15 protein-coding genes are annotated in these 18,729 nt (G+C 40.9%); all 15 read right to left on the bottom strand.

The annotated features are described in order from the left end of the window. Positions 1-351: 351 nt before the first annotated feature. The 15 genes from E7303_RS16540 to E7303_RS16470 all read right to left on the bottom strand — a co-directional run bounded on the left by E7303_RS16540 (position 352) and on the right by E7303_RS16470 (position 18,660). Positions 352-1,584, bottom strand: coding sequence for a glycerate kinase type-2 family protein (locus E7303_RS16540; RefSeq protein ID WP_292146520.1), 1,233 nt, complete (start codon positions 1,582-1,584; stop codon positions 352-354). Positions 1,585-1,616: 32 nt separating this feature from the next. Next, positions 1,617-2,300: a GntR family transcriptional regulator gene (locus E7303_RS16535; protein ID WP_292146519.1), complete on the bottom strand. Its 684-nt coding sequence runs from the start codon at positions 2,298-2,300 to the stop codon at positions 1,617-1,619. A gap of 133 nt (positions 2,301-2,433) precedes the next feature. Further along, positions 2,434-3,894, bottom strand: coding sequence for a GntP family permease (locus E7303_RS16530; protein WP_292146518.1), 1,461 nt, complete (start codon positions 3,892-3,894; stop codon positions 2,434-2,436). 31 nt (positions 3,895-3,925) lie between these two features. Next, positions 3,926-5,092, bottom strand: a complete 1,167-nt coding sequence (locus tag E7303_RS16525) for a UxaA family hydrolase (RefSeq protein WP_074885921.1) — start codon at positions 5,090-5,092, stop codon at positions 3,926-3,928. Continuing rightward, positions 5,089-5,409: a UxaA family hydrolase gene (locus E7303_RS16520; protein WP_074885919.1), complete on the bottom strand. Its 321-nt coding sequence runs from the start codon at positions 5,407-5,409 to the stop codon at positions 5,089-5,091. Before E7303_RS16520 ends, E7303_RS16525 begins: the two co-directional genes overlap by 4 nt. 12 nt (positions 5,410-5,421) lie before the next feature. Beyond that, positions 5,422-6,708: a nickel-dependent lactate racemase gene (gene larA / locus E7303_RS16515; RefSeq protein WP_022774153.1), complete on the bottom strand. Its 1,287-nt coding sequence runs from the start codon at positions 6,706-6,708 to the stop codon at positions 5,422-5,424. Between the two features lie 177 nt (positions 6,709-6,885). Beyond that, positions 6,886-8,529, bottom strand: a complete 1,644-nt coding sequence (locus E7303_RS16510) for a SulP family inorganic anion transporter (RefSeq protein WP_292146517.1) — start codon at positions 8,527-8,529, stop codon at positions 6,886-6,888. A gap of 145 nt (positions 8,530-8,674) precedes the next feature. After that, positions 8,675-10,573 carry a peptide ABC transporter substrate-binding protein gene (locus E7303_RS16505; protein WP_292146516.1) on the bottom strand — a complete coding sequence of 633 codons (1,899 nt, stop codon included), beginning with the start codon at positions 10,571-10,573 and terminating at the stop codon, positions 8,675-8,677. A gap of 61 nt (positions 10,574-10,634) precedes the next feature. After that, positions 10,635-11,651 carry an ABC transporter ATP-binding protein gene (locus E7303_RS16500; protein ID WP_292146515.1) on the bottom strand — a complete coding sequence of 339 codons (1,017 nt, stop codon included), beginning with the start codon at positions 11,649-11,651 and terminating at the stop codon, positions 10,635-10,637. Continuing rightward, positions 11,651-12,637, bottom strand: a complete 987-nt coding sequence (locus tag E7303_RS16495; protein WP_292146514.1) for an ABC transporter ATP-binding protein — start codon at positions 12,635-12,637, stop codon at positions 11,651-11,653. Before E7303_RS16495 ends, E7303_RS16500 begins: the two co-directional genes overlap by 1 nt. A 65-nt stretch (positions 12,638-12,702) precedes the next feature. Then, a complete protein-coding gene (locus E7303_RS16490; RefSeq protein ID WP_292146513.1) occupies positions 12,703-13,761 on the bottom strand; it encodes an ABC transporter permease in 1,059 nt (352 codons plus the stop codon). Positions 13,762-13,798: 37 nt separating this feature from the next. Then, complete coding sequence (locus tag E7303_RS16485) at positions 13,799-14,728, bottom strand: ABC transporter permease (RefSeq protein WP_022774161.1); 930 nt, start codon at positions 14,726-14,728, stop codon at positions 13,799-13,801. Between the two features lie 434 nt (positions 14,729-15,162). Continuing rightward, positions 15,163-15,930 carry a flagellin gene (locus E7303_RS16480; RefSeq protein WP_292146512.1) on the bottom strand — a complete coding sequence of 256 codons (768 nt, stop codon included), beginning with the start codon at positions 15,928-15,930 and terminating at the stop codon, positions 15,163-15,165. 419 nt (positions 15,931-16,349) lie between these two features. Continuing rightward, positions 16,350-16,787, bottom strand: a complete 438-nt coding sequence (locus E7303_RS16475) for a hypothetical protein (protein ID WP_292146511.1) — start codon at positions 16,785-16,787, stop codon at positions 16,350-16,352. 295 nt (positions 16,788-17,082) lie between these two features. Beyond that, a complete protein-coding gene (locus E7303_RS16470) occupies positions 17,083-18,660 on the bottom strand; it encodes a helicase HerA-like domain-containing protein (protein WP_292146510.1) in 1,578 nt (525 codons plus the stop codon). Positions 18,661-18,729: the final 69 nt, after the last annotated feature.

The following is an 18,729-nucleotide window of genomic DNA, read 5'->3' as shown; positions in this document are numbered from 1 at the left end:
TGTTCCCTAGAAACTAGCCGCTTCTGCTGCCACTGAATTCAGAGTCCGAGGCGCCTTCATCCCCTACTGTTCTCGGAATTGGATCCTGAGGCATCTTCCCCCAGCCACACCGAAGGTGCTTGCCATTGACGGGGGCTGAGGAAAACGCTACAATGCTGAATCCGACGGTGCGAGAAAATCTACTGTTCCCATCATCCTCACCGTCGGCTCGTTGACCAAGGCGTTTTCCTCAGGTTCAGTCAATGGTGGCGTACGGAGCCAATTACTTACGCATATACAAAAAGAGAGTATTCTAATATATGCTGATTACATATATCAGAATACTCTCCCTAATCTACAACGATATTTGACTTAAGCTCCTATCAGCAGAACTGCAACATCATTAACGTTTGTCCCGGTGGGGCCTGTTATAACAAGGCCATCTACAAGCTTTAATGCATTATATGAATCATTATTGGCAAGAACGTCAGATATTGTTATACCTTTTGCTAAAAGAGCCTCACTGGTATATCCATCCACAATGCCGCCTGCAGCGTCTGTTGGTCCGTCTGTTCCGTCGCTTCCTACAGAAAATGCGCATACGTTCTTAAGGCCGCCAATACCTTCTGCACAAGCAAGGGCAAGCTCCTGGTTCCTGCCACCAAGACCTTTTCCTGTAAGCTTTACTACTGTCTCACCGCCCATGATATATGCAAGCTTTTTGCCATCTTTTGAGTGTTCTCTGGCAATGGCAGAAAGAAACTGCCCTGCTGCCTTTGCTTCACAGTCAAGACATGATGTCAGGACAATAGGTTCATATCCAAGTTCCTTGGCCTTTATGGATGCAGAGGCACAAAGCTGCTTAACACTTCCTGTGACTATAGTTGTAACATTAGATAGCTCTTTTGGTGTCTCCTCAGTTAAAAGAGCTTTCACATCTTCTGTCACTTTAAGGCTATATTTATTTATGATCCCAGTTGCATCCTCTGCCGTTGCTGAGTCAGGGTACGCCGGTCCTGATGCGATCATATCAAGAGGATCTCCGATTATATCTGAAAGGATAATTGAAAAAACTGTTGCCGGTTCGCACATTTTGGCAAAACGGCCGCCCTTTACATTTGAGAGTCTCTTTCTTATAGTGTTTATCTCTGTGATACTTGCTCCCGATGAAAGAAGCTGCTTGTTGATGTCCTGAAGTTCAGACAGTGACACCTTGGGATCTTCGAACAAGGCTGAACCACCACCTGAAACAAGGAAAATAACAAAGTCATCTTTAGAAAGACCTGATACAAGTTTTTCTGCTTCTTTTGTAGCAGCTACAGAGTTTTCATCAAGAACAGGGTGTCCTGCCTCAAAGCATCTGATCCCTTCTATCTGGTCTTTAACATGATCATACTTGGTAATGCACACACCATCTGTAATTTTATCGCCAAGTTCATCCACTGCGGCCTTAGTCATCTGCCAGGCAGCTTTCCCTATTGCTACCAGATATATTTTTCCATCACACGCAGGTAACTTCTTAAGAGCTTTTTTTACCGCATTATCAGGTAGTGCACTTGCAATTGAAGCATCGATTATTTCTTTTGCATCTTCTCTTATACCCATGTTTTACCCCCATTGATACTTATGCAGCCTGTTTATTCATCCTCATCTTCTTTAGAACACTCTCCAAGCAAATGCTCCAAAGCTGTATCCTTTGCATAGGTCAGATGAGTTTTATTTATCCTGTCTGCGCCTTTATAATCACCACTTATCAGTTTATCAATTATATCTGAATGCTCTTTTTGAGACTCATCAAAACGTTCTCTTGTAGATAAAGAGAATATTCTAAATAGCATATTCATATTTCTGACTTTTCTGTAAAGTTCCATCAAAATACTGTTATCACAGCACTCAATAATAAATCTGTGAAATTTGGAATCAACTTCAATATACATGTCCAGATCATCTTCTTTATGGTACTTTTTAAAGTCTTTTTTATAATCCGTAAGCTTCTTTTGCTGCTCTTTTGTAAGCTCTTTTGGAAGGTTCAATATAGCGTAGGACTCTAAAAGCTCTCTTATCTCATATATCTCAATTATCTCTTTTTGTGTAAATTCTCTTACAAATGTCCCCTTATTTGGAATTTCTTTTACAAGCCCATCTGCAGATAATTGCTTTAGGGCTTCGCGAACAGGGCTTCTGCTAACTCCAAGCTCCTTGGAAAGCTCCACTTCCTGAAGCCAGAACCCCGGCGCATACTCTCCTGAAACAATAGCTTTTTTAATAATAGAATATACCTGATGACTTATTGTATTTACCTGCAGTTTTTTTGTTGGCATACGTTTTTTCCCCATATAATACGATTTCTGATAAAAATACTTATCATCAGAATTATACCAAATTTCGAGCTGTTAAAAGAAATAATCCGGTCCAAAAGTCTGTATATTTGGACCGGATCTTTCGCATATAGTCTTAATGAATGAACAAGCTAAGAATGATTATAAGAATCGATCCAAAGATTGGAATAATAAATGTTGAAATTGTCCATGTCTTTAGAGATGTTTTGATGTCCATTCCTGAGAAGTTAGTTACAACATGGAAGTAAGAGTCATTAAGGAATGAAGGCATCATAGCCGTAAGGCAGACTGCCAAAGCTGCAAGATATGGATTGATTCCAAGTGTAGCCATCATAGGAGCTACGATTGCTGAACCTGTGATCATTGCAACTGTTCCTGAGCCCTGTGGGAATCTCATGATTGTTCCAATGAGGAGTGGAACTAGGATTGCAGGAATACCCATAGCTACGATTCCGTTAGCCATTATCTGAGCTGCACCTGTTGCTTTAACAACAGCACCTAAAGCACCACCGGCTGCTGTGATAAATACTATAGGACCTGCGTCCTTACAAGCTTCTCCCATCATAGCAATTACAGTCTTGTTATCAAGGTCTTTTGCCAGTCCAAATGCACCAATGCAGAGAGAGATGAAAAGGGCGATGATTGGTGTTCCAAGGAACTGTACGATCTGTCCGACCATTGTGGCCTTAAGTGCTGTCTGTCCTACCAATGTGTTTAAAAGAATGAGTACTACAGGTAAAAGAAGAATTGTAAATGAAATAAATGCTCCAGGGAGCTTTTCTGTTGAAAGAAGCTCAGCAAAATCTGCATTTTCAAGATCTTTTCCTGCATTTAACTTAGCTTCGATCCTGTCGAGAACCTTAAGCTGATCTGCTGTATATTTTGATCTGTCAATCTCAGATGGAACAACGAATTTGTCCTTATACTTTTCACCGAACCAACGGAATAAGAATACTGATACGATGAAAAGAGGAATTGAGAAAAGAAGTCCTGCAACAATGAAAAGACCAAGATCGATGTTTATGCCATTTTGCTGGAATGTGCTGATAACAGCAAGTGGTCCAGGTGTCGGAGGAACCATGAAATGAGTAATGTAAAGGCCCATTCCAAGAATACCGCCAAGCCATACCATTGATTTCTTGGTAAGTCTTGAGAACTCTTTTGCAAGAGAAGAAAGAATTACAAAACCGCTGTCACAAAATACAGGAATAGAAACAACAAATCCTGTAAGTCCAAGAACAACGTCTGCATTTTTTACACCTACAAGTTTCAATATTGTAAGTGCCATTCTCTTGGCTGCTCCACTCTTTTCCATAAAAATACCCATTATTGTACCAAAGCCAATAACGATACCAATGGATGTCATGGTGCTTCCAAAACCGCCAGTTACAGTGCTTACTGCAACTGATAAAAGATTGCCACCTTCATTACCTGTTCCAACAAGAAGTGCGTTTCCTGAAAGGATCGCAATAAAGATAGCAGACACGATCATCGCCGGGAAGGGATGAAGACGTGTGCAGATGATGAGAACCATCATCACAACAATACCGATAAGCATTGCTAATACTGGATTCATAAAAGAAACCCCCTTTCACTTTTTGTGAATTTTATATAACAGGTCCGAGACAGTGAATGTCTATTGCACTGAAATACTGAATCGCCTCATTTTTAGTCATCTCTCCATTCAGTACCCGCAATAATTTATCAAAGGCCTCTTCCCCTACCTGTTCTATAGTTTTTTCTCCCGTTATGATAAGACCGGCATTGAGGTCCATATCGTCCTTCATATTTTCATAAGTATTTGGATTGCCACAGATTTTGATTACAGGCATGCTAGGGAACCCCTGTGGTGCTCCGCGTCCTGTTGAAAAGCACATGAACTGCGCCCCCGTTGCAGCCATGCCGGTAAGGATTTCAGGTTCTCTTCCTGGCGTATCCTTTATCCAAAGACCTTTCTGATCAGTAATGTGCTCCGGATACTCCAAAACACCCTGAATTGGTCTTGTTCCGCTCTTTACAATAGCTCCAAGACTCTTTTCCTCTATACTTGAAAGACCTCCTGCAATATTTCCCGGTGTAGGCTGTCCCCTTCTCATATCACAGCCTATACTCTTTGCTCTGTCCTCCATTTCAGTAACGATCTGATATATTTTATCTGCCACCTGCTTATTGACAGCTCTTTTAGCTAAAAGATGTTCTCCTCCAAGGAACTCTGTAGTCTCGCCAAAGACTACTGTTGCCCCAAGGTCAACAAGCTTATCAGCCACATATCCGATAACGCAGTTTGATGCCATTCCGCTGGTGGTATCAGAAGCGCCGCATTTAATTGCCATTACTATTTCTGATACGTCAGCCTTTTCCCTCTGCTGTCCTGAAATTTCTATTACAAGTCTTCTTGCAATGTCAGTCCCCTCTCGTATAGCCTTAGAAACTCCGCCAAGGGCCTGGATGTGAATTATTTCTGTTGGCTTACCTGTTGCCTTTAGCTCCTCATACATTCTGGCATGATCGGTTCCCTCACAGCCAAGGCTTACAATCAGCACAGCTCCTACGTTAGGGCTTTTCCCCAAACTGATAAGCGTATCTGTAACCCTGTCAAGATCAGGTGGAAGCTGACAGCATCCCTGATGATGCATGTAGGTAACAGTTCCCTGAACCTCCCTGCAGATGGCATTTGCTACGTCATTTGCGCAGGTTACAGATGGGATGACAGCCACATAATTTCTAGAGCCAACTGAGCCATCTTTTCTTCGATAACCATTCCAAGTTGTCATGACTTATCCCCCTTTTTCTCAAGATCTCCTCTTCCTCTCATGCTATCAAGGTTGTGAACGTGTACATATTCGCCAAACTTTATATCATGAGTAGCTACTCCTATTTCCTCGCCGTACTTTGTTATCTGCTCGCCTTTCTTTATATCTTTTACGGCAATCTTATGACCGTAAGGAACATTTCCAATTACTTTTACATTTGTCTTTTGGCCCTTTTTATCTCTGATCTCAACTTCTGTTCCATCAGTTATATTTTCTGCAAAAATGGTGGCGACATTATCGAGGTCATTTACTTTAAGAGCAATCTTTACTTCCTCCATACTCCCTCCTTCTCAATTTTCAGGTGCAACAGCAAGTACACTTACCCCGTCAGGGATCACAACTACACTGGCATCTTTTCCTTTTATTCCATAAGCTATCTCAAGTGCTTCATCAGGAGTTTTTGCTGGTATCATGTTGCACTTTTTCACAGTCTCAGGATCAAGATATGTTGTGACAAGGATCATCTTGTGCTTATGAAGGATCCTTGCATAGATCTGAGGGCACCACTGCTCAGGGATCGTATCCTTTGCAGGGATTTTGGATAGATAAGCATCAATTTCCTCAGGTGTTCCCATTTGGATCAGCTTTTCAAAATGAGTTCCTCCCATACCATCAGCACAGCTGCAACACATAATGATCACGCCGTCTTCCCCTGCACAGGCTTCTGCTGTAGCAACTGCCTTGGGGCTCTGATAAAGGTTCTGATCAAGCGGATATCCTCCATTACTTGTAACAACTATATCTCCTGTAATGCTAGGGCACTGCGACCATTCTCTTATAAACTTAACGCCCTGTGCATGCGCTGCCTCAAGATCACCGGCCCAGGCAGCAATGACTTTTTTCTCTGCGTTAAGTGCAACATTTAAGATGAACTGCACGTTCACTCTTCTTGCAGCACACAACATATCCTCATGTATAGGATTGTGCTCAAGTACACCGGTTTTTGCATACTTACTGGCTATTGCCTGATAGGAATGATTCATGTTTACAGTTTCCTGCGAACAGATTCCAGGCAAAATACTCTTTCTTCCACCGGAAAATCCGGCAAAGAAATGAGGTTCAATAAAGCCTTCGCAGATAAGAAGGTCACATTCTGTAGCGAGCTTATTAACATGGAATTCAGCGCCTGATGGAAGTGTTCCCATATCAGCAAAGTCAGCCGGCTCAAATGCATTATTGATGGCAATCTTCTCGTTATCTACTATCTCATCGCCAAACATTCTGCGCTGTTCTTCCTCAGTGGTTGCCCTGTGAAGACCTGTGGCAATAAGTATCGTGATATCAGCATCAGGACTTCCCTTCCTGATCTCTGCAAGCTCCAATGGAAGTGTTATTTTACTAGGCACAGCTCTGGTGTGGTCACTTGTAACCAGCACAACTTTCTTTTTACCTTTGGCAAGTTCGCAAAGTGGTGCCACTCCAATCGGATGTTCTAAAGCTTCTTTTACAAGCTCTACCTCTGTTTTTTCAGTTTTAAATTCGTGCATTTTTGCTGTGATAACAGCTTTAAGATTCTCCTCTTCCACATGAATGTCCATAGTGGACGTGTAGTAAGGAATAGAAATTGTTTTTTTCATACCCCGCCTCCAATGAATGTATCATGTATACATCATACATTTATTGTAGACTCGTGCATCTGATATTACAATGTGGTTTTATCTATTTTTCGACCAAAAAAGTGACAAAAAAAATGGTTTGTAAATGGTGATTATTTCCATTTACAAACCATTGCCTCTTGTTCTATTCAGTTTCCATCAAATCTCAGCTGCTCTCTTTAATGCATCGTCTATATGAGGAAGGAAGTTTTCTCTTCCCACAAGTTCTACGAAACCATCTTTTTCCATGGTGTTCATAGGCTGTTCATTAACGTGTGAAAAGACAAGCTGTACATTATTTTTCTTACATCTGTCGTATAGCTGCTCAAGTGAATGCATGGCTGTTGCATCGATAGCAGGTACACCACGCATACGGATAACAAGTGCTCTTGTGAAATCCTTGAAGCTTATCTCTGCAATCTGTTCAGCATCACCAAAGAACATAGGTCCTGAAATCTCATATACTCTTACGTGCTTCGGAATATCCTTAAGCTCTGGTCCATCAGGGTCATCTTCAGGATCAAAATACTTCCATCCATGAACTCTTGACTCTTCGCTCATTCTCTTCATGAAGAGAACACAAGCTGCAACCATACCAACTTCAATAGCTACAACAAGATCAAATACTACAGTAAGTACAAATGTCGTTACAAGAACTATGATATCGCTCTTTGGAGCTGTTTTGCACAGATGAGCAAAGGTCTTGTACTGACACATATTGTAAGCAACCATAAAAAGAATTGATGCGATAGTTGGCATAGGAATAAGTGCAGCAAGCGGCATTAGGATAACAAGTACCAAAACAAGACAGATTGCATGAACCATACCTGCAATAGGAGTTCTTCCACCATTTTTAATGTTTGCAGCTGTTCTGGCAATAGCTCCTGTTGCAGGAATACCACCAAATAAAGCTGATCCGATATTACCAACACCCTGGGCAACGAGTTCCATATTGGATCTGTGCTTAGAGTCGATCATGCTGTCAGCCACAACACATGACAAAAGAGATTCTATTGCTGCAAGGATTGCTATAGTGAATCCATCTCCTGCTACAGACTGAATTGTCTTAAAGCTAAATGCAGGCATATGAGGAGTAGGAAGTTTTCCACTAATCTCGTAAAGATCGCCGATTGTATTAACATGAAGTCCACCAAATTTAACAATAAGGATACCAACGATAACAGCTATAAGAGAACCAGGGATCTTCTGATTTACCTTTGGCCATACGATCTGGATTGCAAGACAAAGAAGTCCCACAAGAAGTGCCTGGCAGTTAAAGGTTCCAATATTTTTTACGATTGCTTCCACCTTATCAACTGTCTCAACAGTAGCTGTTCCAGCAGGATATGTAAGTCCCAAAAAGTCTTTTACCTGACCTATTGCAATTGTTACTGCAATACCTGCTGTAAATCCTGTTGTAATTGTATAAGGGATAAATTTGATAAGGGAGCCAAGTTTAAATACTCCCATCAGAATAAGTAAAACACCTGCAAAAATAGTTGCAAGGGCAAGACCATCCATTCCCTTTGTTGCTACGATACCTGCTACGATAGTAGCAAATGCAGCTGTCGGTCCTGCTATCTGAACTCTGCTGCCGCCAAGGAATGAAATAATAAATCCGGCAACGATCGCTGTGTAAAGACCTTCCTGTGGTCCAACACCTGAAGCAAGAGCAAGTGCAATTGAAAGGGGAAGTGCTATGATAGCAACTATGATTCCCGCAACAAGATCAGTTGCAAACTGCTTGCCATTGTAACCCTTAAGGGCCGTAAATAACATGGGTTTTAATTTTTCGTTTTCCATAATCTCCTCACCTGAATAAATAAACTAAAAATCACCAAGAAATATAATACAACAACTAAAACAATAAGCAAGAAAAAAAAGCGCAGAAGATGCATTTTTTTACCGCATCTTCTGCGCTTATTTTTTACATATTTATATCAATCCATTATTCTGCTACTGTGCAATACATGAAATATTTGTATCCAAGTGGGCTTGAGAAGAAGCCGTTTACCTTGTCAGAGATCATGTAAAGATCTGTGTAGTAATAGATTGGGCAGATGCAACCTGTTGACATAAGAAGGTCTTCTGCTCTGTGCATAAGTGCATAACGTGTGTTAGTATCTGTGCACTTCTTGATGTCAGCGATAACTACATCATATGTCTCAGCCCAAGTTCCGTTCTCAACCTTTGTGTCATATCCAAGGTCTGTAAGATCGATTGAGTATGCAGCAACCTTAGCGTTGTCGCCCTTACCGAACTGAACATCGTTGTTACCTGAAGCTGTTGTCCACATATCAAGGAATGAAATAGGATCGTTGTAATCACCAAGCCAACCGTTACGAGCGATTGAATAGTTACCAGCTTTACGTGTATCAAGGAATGTAGCCCACTCCTGGTTCTCAAGGTTAAGTGTGATACCTACACCTGCAAATGTTGACTGAATAGCTTCACCAATTGCTTTGTGTCCCTCTGATGTGTTGTAGAGGTATGTAAGTGTTGGGAAGTCTGTGAACTGCTGTGTAGACTCATCAAATGTATAGTACTTCTTAAGTGTCTCAAGTGCTGAAGTCCAGTTTGCTTCGTAAGCTGCATCTGTTACATCGTAGTAACCTGTGAAGCTTGAATCTGGTCCGGCATTCTCATAGAACTGAGATCCATCAGCATCTGTAAGACCCATAGCAACGAATGAAGAAGCAGGAACCTGTCCACCCTGTGCAATGTCGTTAACTATATAGTTTCTGTCGATAAGAAGTGCAAGTGCGTTACGAATCTCGTTCTCAGCGTTAGCCTTGTCTACTCCTGTAAGAGTACTTGTTGAAGGAAGGATCTCCTCGTTGATGTTCCAGCATACATAGTATGTTCCAAGCTGACCAGCTGTTACAAACTGTGTAGGATAGTTCTCTTTAAGAGAAGCGATCTCGTTTGTAGGAACATCATCGATGAACTCCCAGTCACCATTCTCAAAGTTAGCGAGCTGGTTGTTAGCATCATCTGAAAGATAGAAGTTAATCTCGTTCATAGTAACATCAGCTGCATCTACAAAGTTCTCATTCTTTGTAAGAGTGATAACTGAGTTATGCTCCCAAGATGTCATTGTGTAAGCACCGTTGTTTACATATGTTGAAGGATCTGTAGCCCATGACTCATTTGCAACAACATCCTCACGAACAGGCATATATGTAGGGAATGCAAGAAGCTCATTCCAATATGCAATCTGGTTAGCAAGTGTAACTTCAAGAGTCTTATCATCGATAGCTTTTACATTAAGCTTTTCTTCTCCTGTTGCGCCGTCAGCCCAAATATCAGCATATCCGTCAACAACTTCGAACATGTAGCCGTAGTCTGCTGCAAGAGCCTGGCTTGCTGCACGGTTCCATGCAAATACGAAGTCATTTGCTGTTACAGGCTGTCCATCTGACCATGTAAGACCATCACGAAGTGTGTAAGTATAAGTAACTGTTCCATCCTCATTCTCAACACCATCTACAAGTGCTTCTGCACAGTCTGGCTGAAGCTCAAGGTTTCCGTTTGCATCAAGTCCCCACTTAGCAAGACCTGAGAAAAGGTGGTTGATCATTGTTGCACCATCAACTGCAGAGTTAAGTGCTGGATCAAGTGTTGCAGGTTCAGAAGCAAGACAAACATTTATTACACCCTTGTTTGTTCCTGCATCAGCTGCTGGAGCAGCATCTGTTGAAGCATTAGCATCAGAAGCTGTTGTTTCTGTGCTCTGTGGCTGCTGAGTATCTGTGCTCTGTGGAGCTGTCTCTGATGATGCACCACAAGCTGCAAGGCTCAGTACCATTGATGAAGCAAGTAATACTGATAATAACTTCTTTTTCATAATTATCCTCCTTATTAAGATAATAGTTTTATTAAAAAATGCCTTAAAGCATCTTTTAGCTTTAGTTAAGAACTATATTGTTCTGAATCTTTGCAACATCTTCAATATGGTGACATGCAACAAAATGTCCGGATGAAACCTCTTTAAACTCAGGCATACTCATGGCACAATCCTCCTGAGCATATGGACATCTTGTTCTAAACGGGCATCCTGACGGTGCATTAAGCGGGCTCGGTATATCTCCCGAAAGGACAATTCTCTTATTGGCTCTTGCAATTTTAGGATCCGGTACAGGAACAGCAGAAAGAAGGGATTTGCTGTATGGATGAAGTGGATTATTGTAAATCTCCTCTGCATCAGCAAGCTCTACCATCTTGCCAAGGTACATAACTGCTATTCTGTCACTGATATGTCTTACTACCAAAAGATCATGAGCTATAAAAAGATATGTAAGTCCAAGCTTGTCCTGAAGCTCATCAAACATATTAATAACCTGCGCCTGAATCGATACGTCCAAAGCTGAAACTGGCTCATCACACACGATAAATTCAGGATTTACGGCCAAAGATCTGGCAATACCGATACGCTGGCGCTGTCCACCCGAGAACTCATGGGCGTATCTGGATGCATGTTCAGAGTTAAGTCCTACATAACTCATAAGTTCTAGAATACGCTCTCTTCTTTCCTCTTTGGTCTTATACAGGCCATGGATATCAAGAGGTTCTCCGATAATGTCAGAAACTGTCATTCTTGGATTAAGTGAAGAATACGGGTCCTGGAAAACCATTGTGGCTTTCTTTCTAAACTCTTTAATATCTTCCTTGGTCTTTATCTGTTTGCCGTCATACCAGATTTCTCCGGCTGTTGGCTTGTAAAGATTCAGGATTGTACGTCCTACTGTCGTCTTTCCACATCCTGATTCTCCTACAAGTCCAAGTGTCTCACCTTTTTTTATGGTAAAAGAGACATCATCTACTGCCTTGAGAGGCTTAGTCTTAAAGAATCCAACATTTACATTGAAATATTCTTTAAGATGCTTTATTTCTACAAGATTCTTTTTATTTGATACTTCACTCATCAGTTAACCCTGCCTTCCATCTGCTTCTTAACGTTCATCCAGCAACCGGCAGCATGATCATCATTGATCTGCATACGCTCTGCTCTTTCGCGCAAACATATCTTCATAGCCGCATCGCATCTGGGTGCAAATGGGCATCCCTTAGGCATATTAAGAAGGTCAATAGGCGTACCTGCGATAGGTTCAAGTTTCTTGCCCTCTTTTCCCTCTGTAGGGATTGAACGAAGAAGTCCTTTCGTATACTCGTGGCATGGATTATAGAAGATCTCATCCGCTGTACCCTGCTCACATATTGAACCGGCATACATAACAATTACTTCATCACACATCTGAGCTACTACCCCAAGGTCATGTGTGATCATTATGATTGCCATTCCAAGTTCCTTCTGAAGTGACTTCATAAGATCAAGGATCTGAGCCTGGATTGTAACGTCCAAAGCTGTTGTAGGCTCATCCGCAATAAGAATATCCGGCTCGCAGGCAAGCGCCATAGCTATCATTACACGCTGTCTCATACCGCCTGAAAACTCATATGGATACTGATTCATTCTCTTTTCAGGCTCATTTACATTAACGAGTTTGAGCATTTCTATCGCACGCTCTTTTGCCTGCTCTTTATTTCTATCTGTATGAAGGAGAATCGCCTCCATCAGCTGATGTCCGATTGTATAAGTAGGATTGAGTGATGTCATTGGATCCTGGAAAATGATCGACACCTTATTTCCGCGTACAGTCTTCATGACTTTTTCACCGGATCCTACAAGCTCCTGTCCATCAAGTTTGATCGAACCGGAAACTATTTTTCCTGTTCCTGCAAGTATCTGCATTATCGAATATGCAGTAACTGATTTACCGGAACCAGACTCTCCTACAATTCCCAGGACCTTTCCTCTGTCCAGGTTAAAAGATATTCCATTAACTGCCTTTACCTCACCGGCGTCTGTGAAGAATGAGGTATGAAGGTCTCTTACTTCAAGTAATCTCATCAATTTATACTCCCGATTATTTATTGTATTTCTGATCTTAGGCCCGAAAAGACCTCGTCAGGTGATTACTTTTCCAACTTAGGATCAAATGCATCACGAAGGCCATCACCAAAAAGGTTAAGTGAAAGAACTATAAGTGAAATAACAAGTGCAGGTATTACAAGTCTGTATGGATATGATGAAATACCGTTAAGTGCATCTGAAGCCAGAGAACCAAGTGAAGGCATAGGTGCATTTACACCAAGTCCAAGGAATGAGAGGTAACTCTCAGTGAAAATAGCACTTGGAATCTGAAGAGCTGTTGAAATAATGATTACTGAGAAGCAGTTAGGAATAAGGTGCTTTAAGATGATCCATTTTCCTCCTGCTCCTGCAGCCTGTGATGCAAGAACATATTCCTGCTCACGAAGTGAAAGGATCTGACCTCTTATGAGTCTTGCCATTGAAACCCAGTAAAGAACACCAAACACTATAAACAAACTAATGATGTTTGAACCGATCTTGGCAAGCACCGTTCCATCCAGAGCGCCTTCCATAACGACCTTAAGTACTGATGAAAGAAGGATGACCATGAGCATATCAGGAAGGGAATAGATGATATCAACTATTCTCATGATTATCAGGTCGACCTTTCCTCCTGCGTATCCGGCAACAGAGCCGATCGTCATACCAATGATAAGAACGATAATGCTGGCAAAAAATCCAACTGCTAAAGAAATTCTTGTTCCGTAAACAACACGGATGAAGTAATCTCTTCCCTGAGAGTCAGTTCCAAAGATATGAGGAATAACTGTCTCTCCTGCTTCCATTCTTCTGATCTCTGATCTTCCGTACTCAAAAGGTCTAAGGTCATTAAAGGAATTATCTACCGGCTTACCCGGTGTCATACCAAGCATCTGATCATATGAGTATGGCCAGAACATTGGGATAAAAATTGCTGCCAGTGTAATGATAACTATTATAAAGAAGCAAACTGTTGCAACTTTATTCTTTAAAAGTCTCTTAACGCTATCCTTAAAGAATGTTGATGAAGGACGCATCTGAACCATGTATTCTTTTTCTTCTTCTGTAGCAGGAATGAAATCGTCCATGTTAACCTGCGCACTAAGCTTTGAAATGTCCATCTGGAAAATCTCCTAACAATTTATTGAAATAATGCTTTTATTCTAATGTGATTCTCGGATCTACAACCTTGTACATGATATCTCCCACAAGGTTCATGATTACGATAAGTGTCGCAAGAACGATCGTTGTTCCCATAACCAGTGGATAATCACGACCTGTAATACTGTTTACAAATGCTCTTCCAATTCCGGGAACTGCAAATATCTGCTCAACTACAAGTGAACCTGTAACGATTCCTGCAAGCATAGGTCCAAAGTATGTGATTACAGGAATAAGGGAATTCTTAAGGGCATGTCCAAAAATTATCTTCATTCCAGATACGCCTTTTGCCTTTGCAGTTCTGATGTAGTCCTGTCCAAGAACTTCAAGCATTGATGACCTTGTAAGCCTTGTGATATAAGCCATCGGATAAAGAGAAAGTGTTACGACCGGAAGAACAAGTCCATTTTGTGACGCACCGTTTGCCGGGAACACTTTAAGCTTTATGGCAAAAAGAATAAGAAGAAGTGACCCCATAATAAATGATGGCATAGACACAAATGCTGTCGTAATTATCATTATTATCCTGTCGATCAGCTTGTTTCTCCTAAGAGCTGCAACAGATCCAAGGATCACGCCGCAGATAAGAGCTATAATAGCTGCGATAATACCAAGCTTAGCTGATGTCTTCATGCCGTCAAAAATAATGTCGTTAACGTTACGACCTCTCTGTTTTAATGATGGGCCAAAATCAAACTTCGTAACGATATCTTTCAAATAAGTAAGATACTGGACTCCAAGCGGCTTATCCAGGCCATATTTGGCCTCCATCGCTGCCTTTACCGATTCGGTAACAGCTTTCTCACCTGTGAATGGTCCGCCTGGAACTGCATGCATTACGAAAAACGTAACCGTGATAACTACCCAGACTGTAACAATTGCAAGGATGACTCTCTTAACAATGTACATTAGTGTCTTTGTGTTCATTCTAAATCTCCACCTACCTGTTTTATTTGTTTATCCAGTTGCTATTAATGGTGCAAAGCGTTGACGCTTCAACGTACTACATCAATCATGCTATAAAAATTGCAATGACGCCTTATTATTGTGCGCCATTGCACTCATTGACAAGATTGTATACACGCATATAATCATGCAACTGCACTTATGTTATAGGAGTGCTTACTTTATGTCAAGCTAATCAGGTTAATTTCACTCTAATTGATTAATAAACATCAACTATCTTTGAGTAAAATACATATGTCCGTGGCACACGCACATTTGACAAGGTTTGTTTTTTTTGATTTTTTTTAATTAAATTTTTCGCAACAAAAAAAATCTACGTAATAATTATATCATAATTACGTAGATTTTTTAATTTAATTAAATTTAGTTTTAACCGATTAGAATTAATTAGTTGCTCAGGCGAAAAGCATCAGACTTTGCCTTTCATTATCTTCCATTTGTCTTTTCTGGAGAGTCATCTGGTAAGAATCCAGCGCCTGCTGGGTCTTGAGTTGCTGATAAGCCTTTATAGAATTATCCTCTTCTTTATCCATCTGATATCCATTAAGTTCAAGTGCTGCATGTGAGTTGTATGACAGTGCATAATCGACTCCATTTGTCTGTGCTCCTACATTGGATCTTGAACTTGAAACCTTTTCAAGAGCACTGTCTATCGCACTTATGTCAAAATCTCCTGTAACATCATAGTCTGCTATTCCAAGGGCTTCCAAAGTTGAATTGTAAGTTGAAACCGTAGTCTCGGACCCGTTGTTGTCAGTAGCGACACTAAGATTCCCGCTTGAACCATCAAGAAGATTCTTTTCGTTGTACTGTGTACTTCCTGCTATATCTTCTATTCCCTGCTTGTACTGTTCAATCTGATTCTGAATTGCCTGCTTGTCATCGTCTGATAAAGTTCCATTCATTGCCTGAAGAGAAAGTTCTCTGATGGACTGAAGATAATCAGTTATTCCATCCATTGCTCCATCTTCAATGTTCAAAACAGATTTCGCAGAAGTAAGGTTCTCGCTACCTGCATCAAGGCCATTGACCTGTGACTTGGTTTTCTCCTGAATAGCCAGCTCTGAAGCTCCCTGAGAAGCACTTTGATAAGTTCCGCCTGCTGCAATAGTGGAATATGGAGAGTAACTACCGTATCCACTCACAGATGAAATGCTGCTCATATCGACCTCCTTTTCTCATCATGTGAAGCAAAAAATATACTTACTTAAGGTAATCGTAACATCATGTAAAGAAAATACTAGACGTAAAAATATTAATTTTGGGGGATTTTGAAATGATATTTCATAGAAAAAATGTAGCCATGAAACAAGAAGTCAAGACTTCAAGAAAAAAACGAACCACGAACCCCTAGGGGCCATTTTTTCCCTATAACGCAAAAACACCCACGGGGGGACGTGAGTGCCTGCGATTTTCTTATGAGGGGGAGATAGTGATTGTCTCTAAACGGCTTAGAGAACTGTTTCATCACTAACCTTAATTAACAATATAAACTAAAATTGTGTTCAAAAAGTGAATAAAATAATCTTTTTTGTGAACTTTTTGTGGAGAAAAGGCGAAGTACTTTTTTAAATCAGGCTGATCAATTTGAATATCTGCTGTATATCTCCGCTAATTTACTGATTTCTTCAGGTGAAAGATTCTCAACTGCATATTCCATAAGGCCATCTTTGTCACCTTCATTTACATACTCCATAACCTCTCCGGCAGTTTCTGTGTCAATATGATCCGCTATTATTTCAGTAACAGTTTCTCTATCCTCTTCAGAAAGAGACTCCAGCGCTTCTTTTACCTCCGGATGATCTGCCGCAATCTTATCTATATTATCTTCGATGAGATCAACTGTTTTTTCAGCAACAATCTTTTTTGTTCCCTCTTTTATAATAGGGAGAGCTACATTTATGAACAATAAAACAACAACTCCCAAAATGATGATAGATATCATTAAATGCCCAAAAGCACTGTTTTTATCCTCTTTCTTGTTTTGGCGATATACGTTTTTACGTTTGTTTTTTGACATTTTTTCTTTTACTCCAATTTATTTTTTATAATAGATTATATTTCTTTAATAGTTCGTACACATTTTGGAAACACTTACCCTGTACTATATAACCTATCAGAAGGACAAAACTTCTGAACCCCCAACAATACTTTTTTTCATACACGGGTTGTCTGGTTCCCCACCTGGCAACCCCTCCTCCCAAAATTCAGAGCCTTTTAAAGGCTCTTTTCTTTTTGGTAAAAAGAATCTGCAAAATAAAGAAACCAGCTTCTATTGTATCACAGAAGCCGGTTTCATAATTATTATTTTAAGTTCAAACTTTAAACAGTGTTGAAAGAATACCTCTTCCAAGGCTTGCTCCCAGATTTCCTCCAAGAGTCTTTCCAAATTTACCAAACTTGCCGCCGAAGGTCTTTCCAACCTCTCGTCCTACAGTTCCTGCAACAGCATTTCCAACTGATTTAGCTGCCTGCTTTTTCTTTCTTGCCTCTGCAGCCTCTTCTTTTTCTTTTGCCTTAGCTGCTGCGGCTTCCTCTTTAGCCTTTGCCTTGGCTGCCTCTTCCTCAGCCTTTAGCTTTGCTTTTGCTTCAGCATCCGCAAGGCCCTTTCTTTCAAGGAATTCATAGGCAGAATCCGGGTCTTCAGCCTCATAATATTTACTGTACAGAACGCTCTGCTTTATCTCTTTTTCTCTCAATGAATCATCAATACCGCCCATCAATGACTGTGGTGGAAGGATTGATACCTTCTCTACTACAGTAGGTGTGCCATCCTCGTCAAGAAGTGAGCATACTGCCTCTCCTGTTCCAAGCTCCTGAATAACATCAGCTGTCTTAAATGCAGGATTCTCCCTGAAGGAATCAGCTGCTGCCTTGACTGCCTTCATATCAGAAGGAGTATATGCGCGGAGTGCATGCTGTATCTTATTTCCAAGCTGAGCAAGAACCCCATCCGGAATATCACGAGGATTCTGTGTTACAAAGTATATTCCAACACCTTTTGATCTGATGAGCTTAACAACCTGCTCGATCTTATCCATCAAAAGCTTTGGTGTATCTGCAAAAAGAAGGTGTGCTTCATCAAAGAAGAATACCATTTTAGGCTTATCAAGGTCTCCCACTTCAGGAAGTGTCTCGAAAAGCTCAGAAAGCATCCACAAAAGGAATGTTGCATACAAAGTTCCGTTGTTTATAAGGCTTGTGCTGTCCAGGATATTTATCATACCCTTTCCGCCTTCACCCGTTGTAAAGAAGTCTCTAATATTAAGCGCAGGCTCGAAAAAGAACTTGTCAGCTCCTTCAATTTCAAGAGAAACAATAGCTCTCACAATCGCTGCAATTGAAACTTTGCTGATATTGCCATAGTCTGCGGCGAACTCTTTATTGTTTTCAGAAATATAGTTGAGCATCGCCTTAAGGTCCTTGGTATCTACAAGAAGAAGGTCATTGTCATCTGCAATCTTAAAAGCTATGGACAATATATCTCTCTGAAGATCATTAAGTCCAAGGATCCTGGATAAAAGAAGCGGTCCCATTTCTGAAACTGTTGTGCGAAGAGGGATTCCCTCCTTGCCAAAAACATCCCAGAATGTTGCAGGATATTTTGTATAAGTAAAACCGGCTTCATCAAGGCCAAATCTCCTGATCCTTGCCTGCATGTCCTCTGAATCCCGGCCTTCGCTGACCATTCCGGAAAGATCACCCTTTACATCAGCCAGAAAAACCGGAACTCCCATATCACTGAAGCCTTCTGCCAGCACCTTTAAAGTAACTGTCTTTCCTGTACCTGTTGCTCCGGCTATAAGGCCATGCCTGTTAGCCATTTTAGGCAAAAGAAATACCTTTTCCCCATTCTCATTATTTGCCACCCAGATCTTACCATCTTTATACATACCGACCTCCCAACAAACATATTTATACGCTATATTTTATCACGTTTTCGCTATATATACATTTCAAAA

This window comes from Butyrivibrio sp. (assembly GCF_015056685.1).
Taxonomy (GTDB): Bacteria; Bacillota; Clostridia; order Lachnospirales; family Lachnospiraceae; genus Butyrivibrio.
Note: the sequence above shows the minus strand (reverse complement) of the source record. Positions and strands in the feature narration are given on the sequence as shown.

Excerpts from the sequence above, each read along its gene's own strand:
- E7303_RS16540 (WP_292146520.1), bottom strand. The coding sequence starts at position 1,584 with ATGGGTATAAGAGAAGATGCAAAAGAAATAATCGATGCTTCAATTGCA.
- E7303_RS16535 (WP_292146519.1), bottom strand. The coding sequence starts at position 2,300 with ATGCCAACAAAAAAACTGCAGGTAAATACAATAAGTCATCAGGTATAT.
- E7303_RS16530 (WP_292146518.1), bottom strand. The coding sequence starts at position 3,894 with ATGAATCCAGTATTAGCAATGCTTATCGGTATTGTTGTGATGATGGTT.
- E7303_RS16525 (WP_074885921.1), bottom strand. The coding sequence starts at position 5,092 with ATGACAACTTGGAATGGTTATCGAAGAAAAGATGGCTCAGTTGGCTCT.
- E7303_RS16520 (WP_074885919.1), bottom strand. The coding sequence starts at position 5,409 with ATGGAGGAAGTAAAGATTGCTCTTAAAGTAAATGACCTCGATAATGTC.
- larA (WP_022774153.1), bottom strand. The coding sequence starts at position 6,708 with ATGAAAAAAACAATTTCTATTCCTTACTACACGTCCACTATGGACATT.
- E7303_RS16510 (WP_292146517.1), bottom strand. The coding sequence starts at position 8,529 with ATGGAAAACGAAAAATTAAAACCCATGTTATTTACGGCCCTTAAGGGT.
- E7303_RS16505 (WP_292146516.1), bottom strand. The coding sequence starts at position 10,573 with ATGAAAAAGAAGTTATTATCAGTATTACTTGCTTCATCAATGGTACTG.
- E7303_RS16500 (WP_292146515.1), bottom strand. The coding sequence starts at position 11,651 with ATGAGTGAAGTATCAAATAAAAAGAATCTTGTAGAAATAAAGCATCTT.
- E7303_RS16495 (WP_292146514.1), bottom strand. The coding sequence starts at position 12,637 with ATGAGATTACTTGAAGTAAGAGACCTTCATACCTCATTCTTCACAGAC.
- E7303_RS16490 (WP_292146513.1), bottom strand. The coding sequence starts at position 13,761 with ATGGACATTTCAAAGCTTAGTGCGCAGGTTAACATGGACGATTTCATT.
- E7303_RS16485 (WP_022774161.1), bottom strand. The coding sequence starts at position 14,728 with ATGAACACAAAGACACTAATGTACATTGTTAAGAGAGTCATCCTTGCA.
- E7303_RS16480 (WP_292146512.1), bottom strand. The coding sequence starts at position 15,930 with ATGAGCAGCATTTCATCTGTGAGTGGATACGGTAGTTACTCTCCATAT.
- E7303_RS16475 (WP_292146511.1), bottom strand. The coding sequence starts at position 16,787 with ATGTCAAAAAACAAACGTAAAAACGTATATCGCCAAAACAAGAAAGAG.
- E7303_RS16470 (WP_292146510.1), bottom strand. The coding sequence starts at position 18,660 with ATGTATAAAGATGGTAAGATCTGGGTGGCAAATAATGAGAATGGGGAA.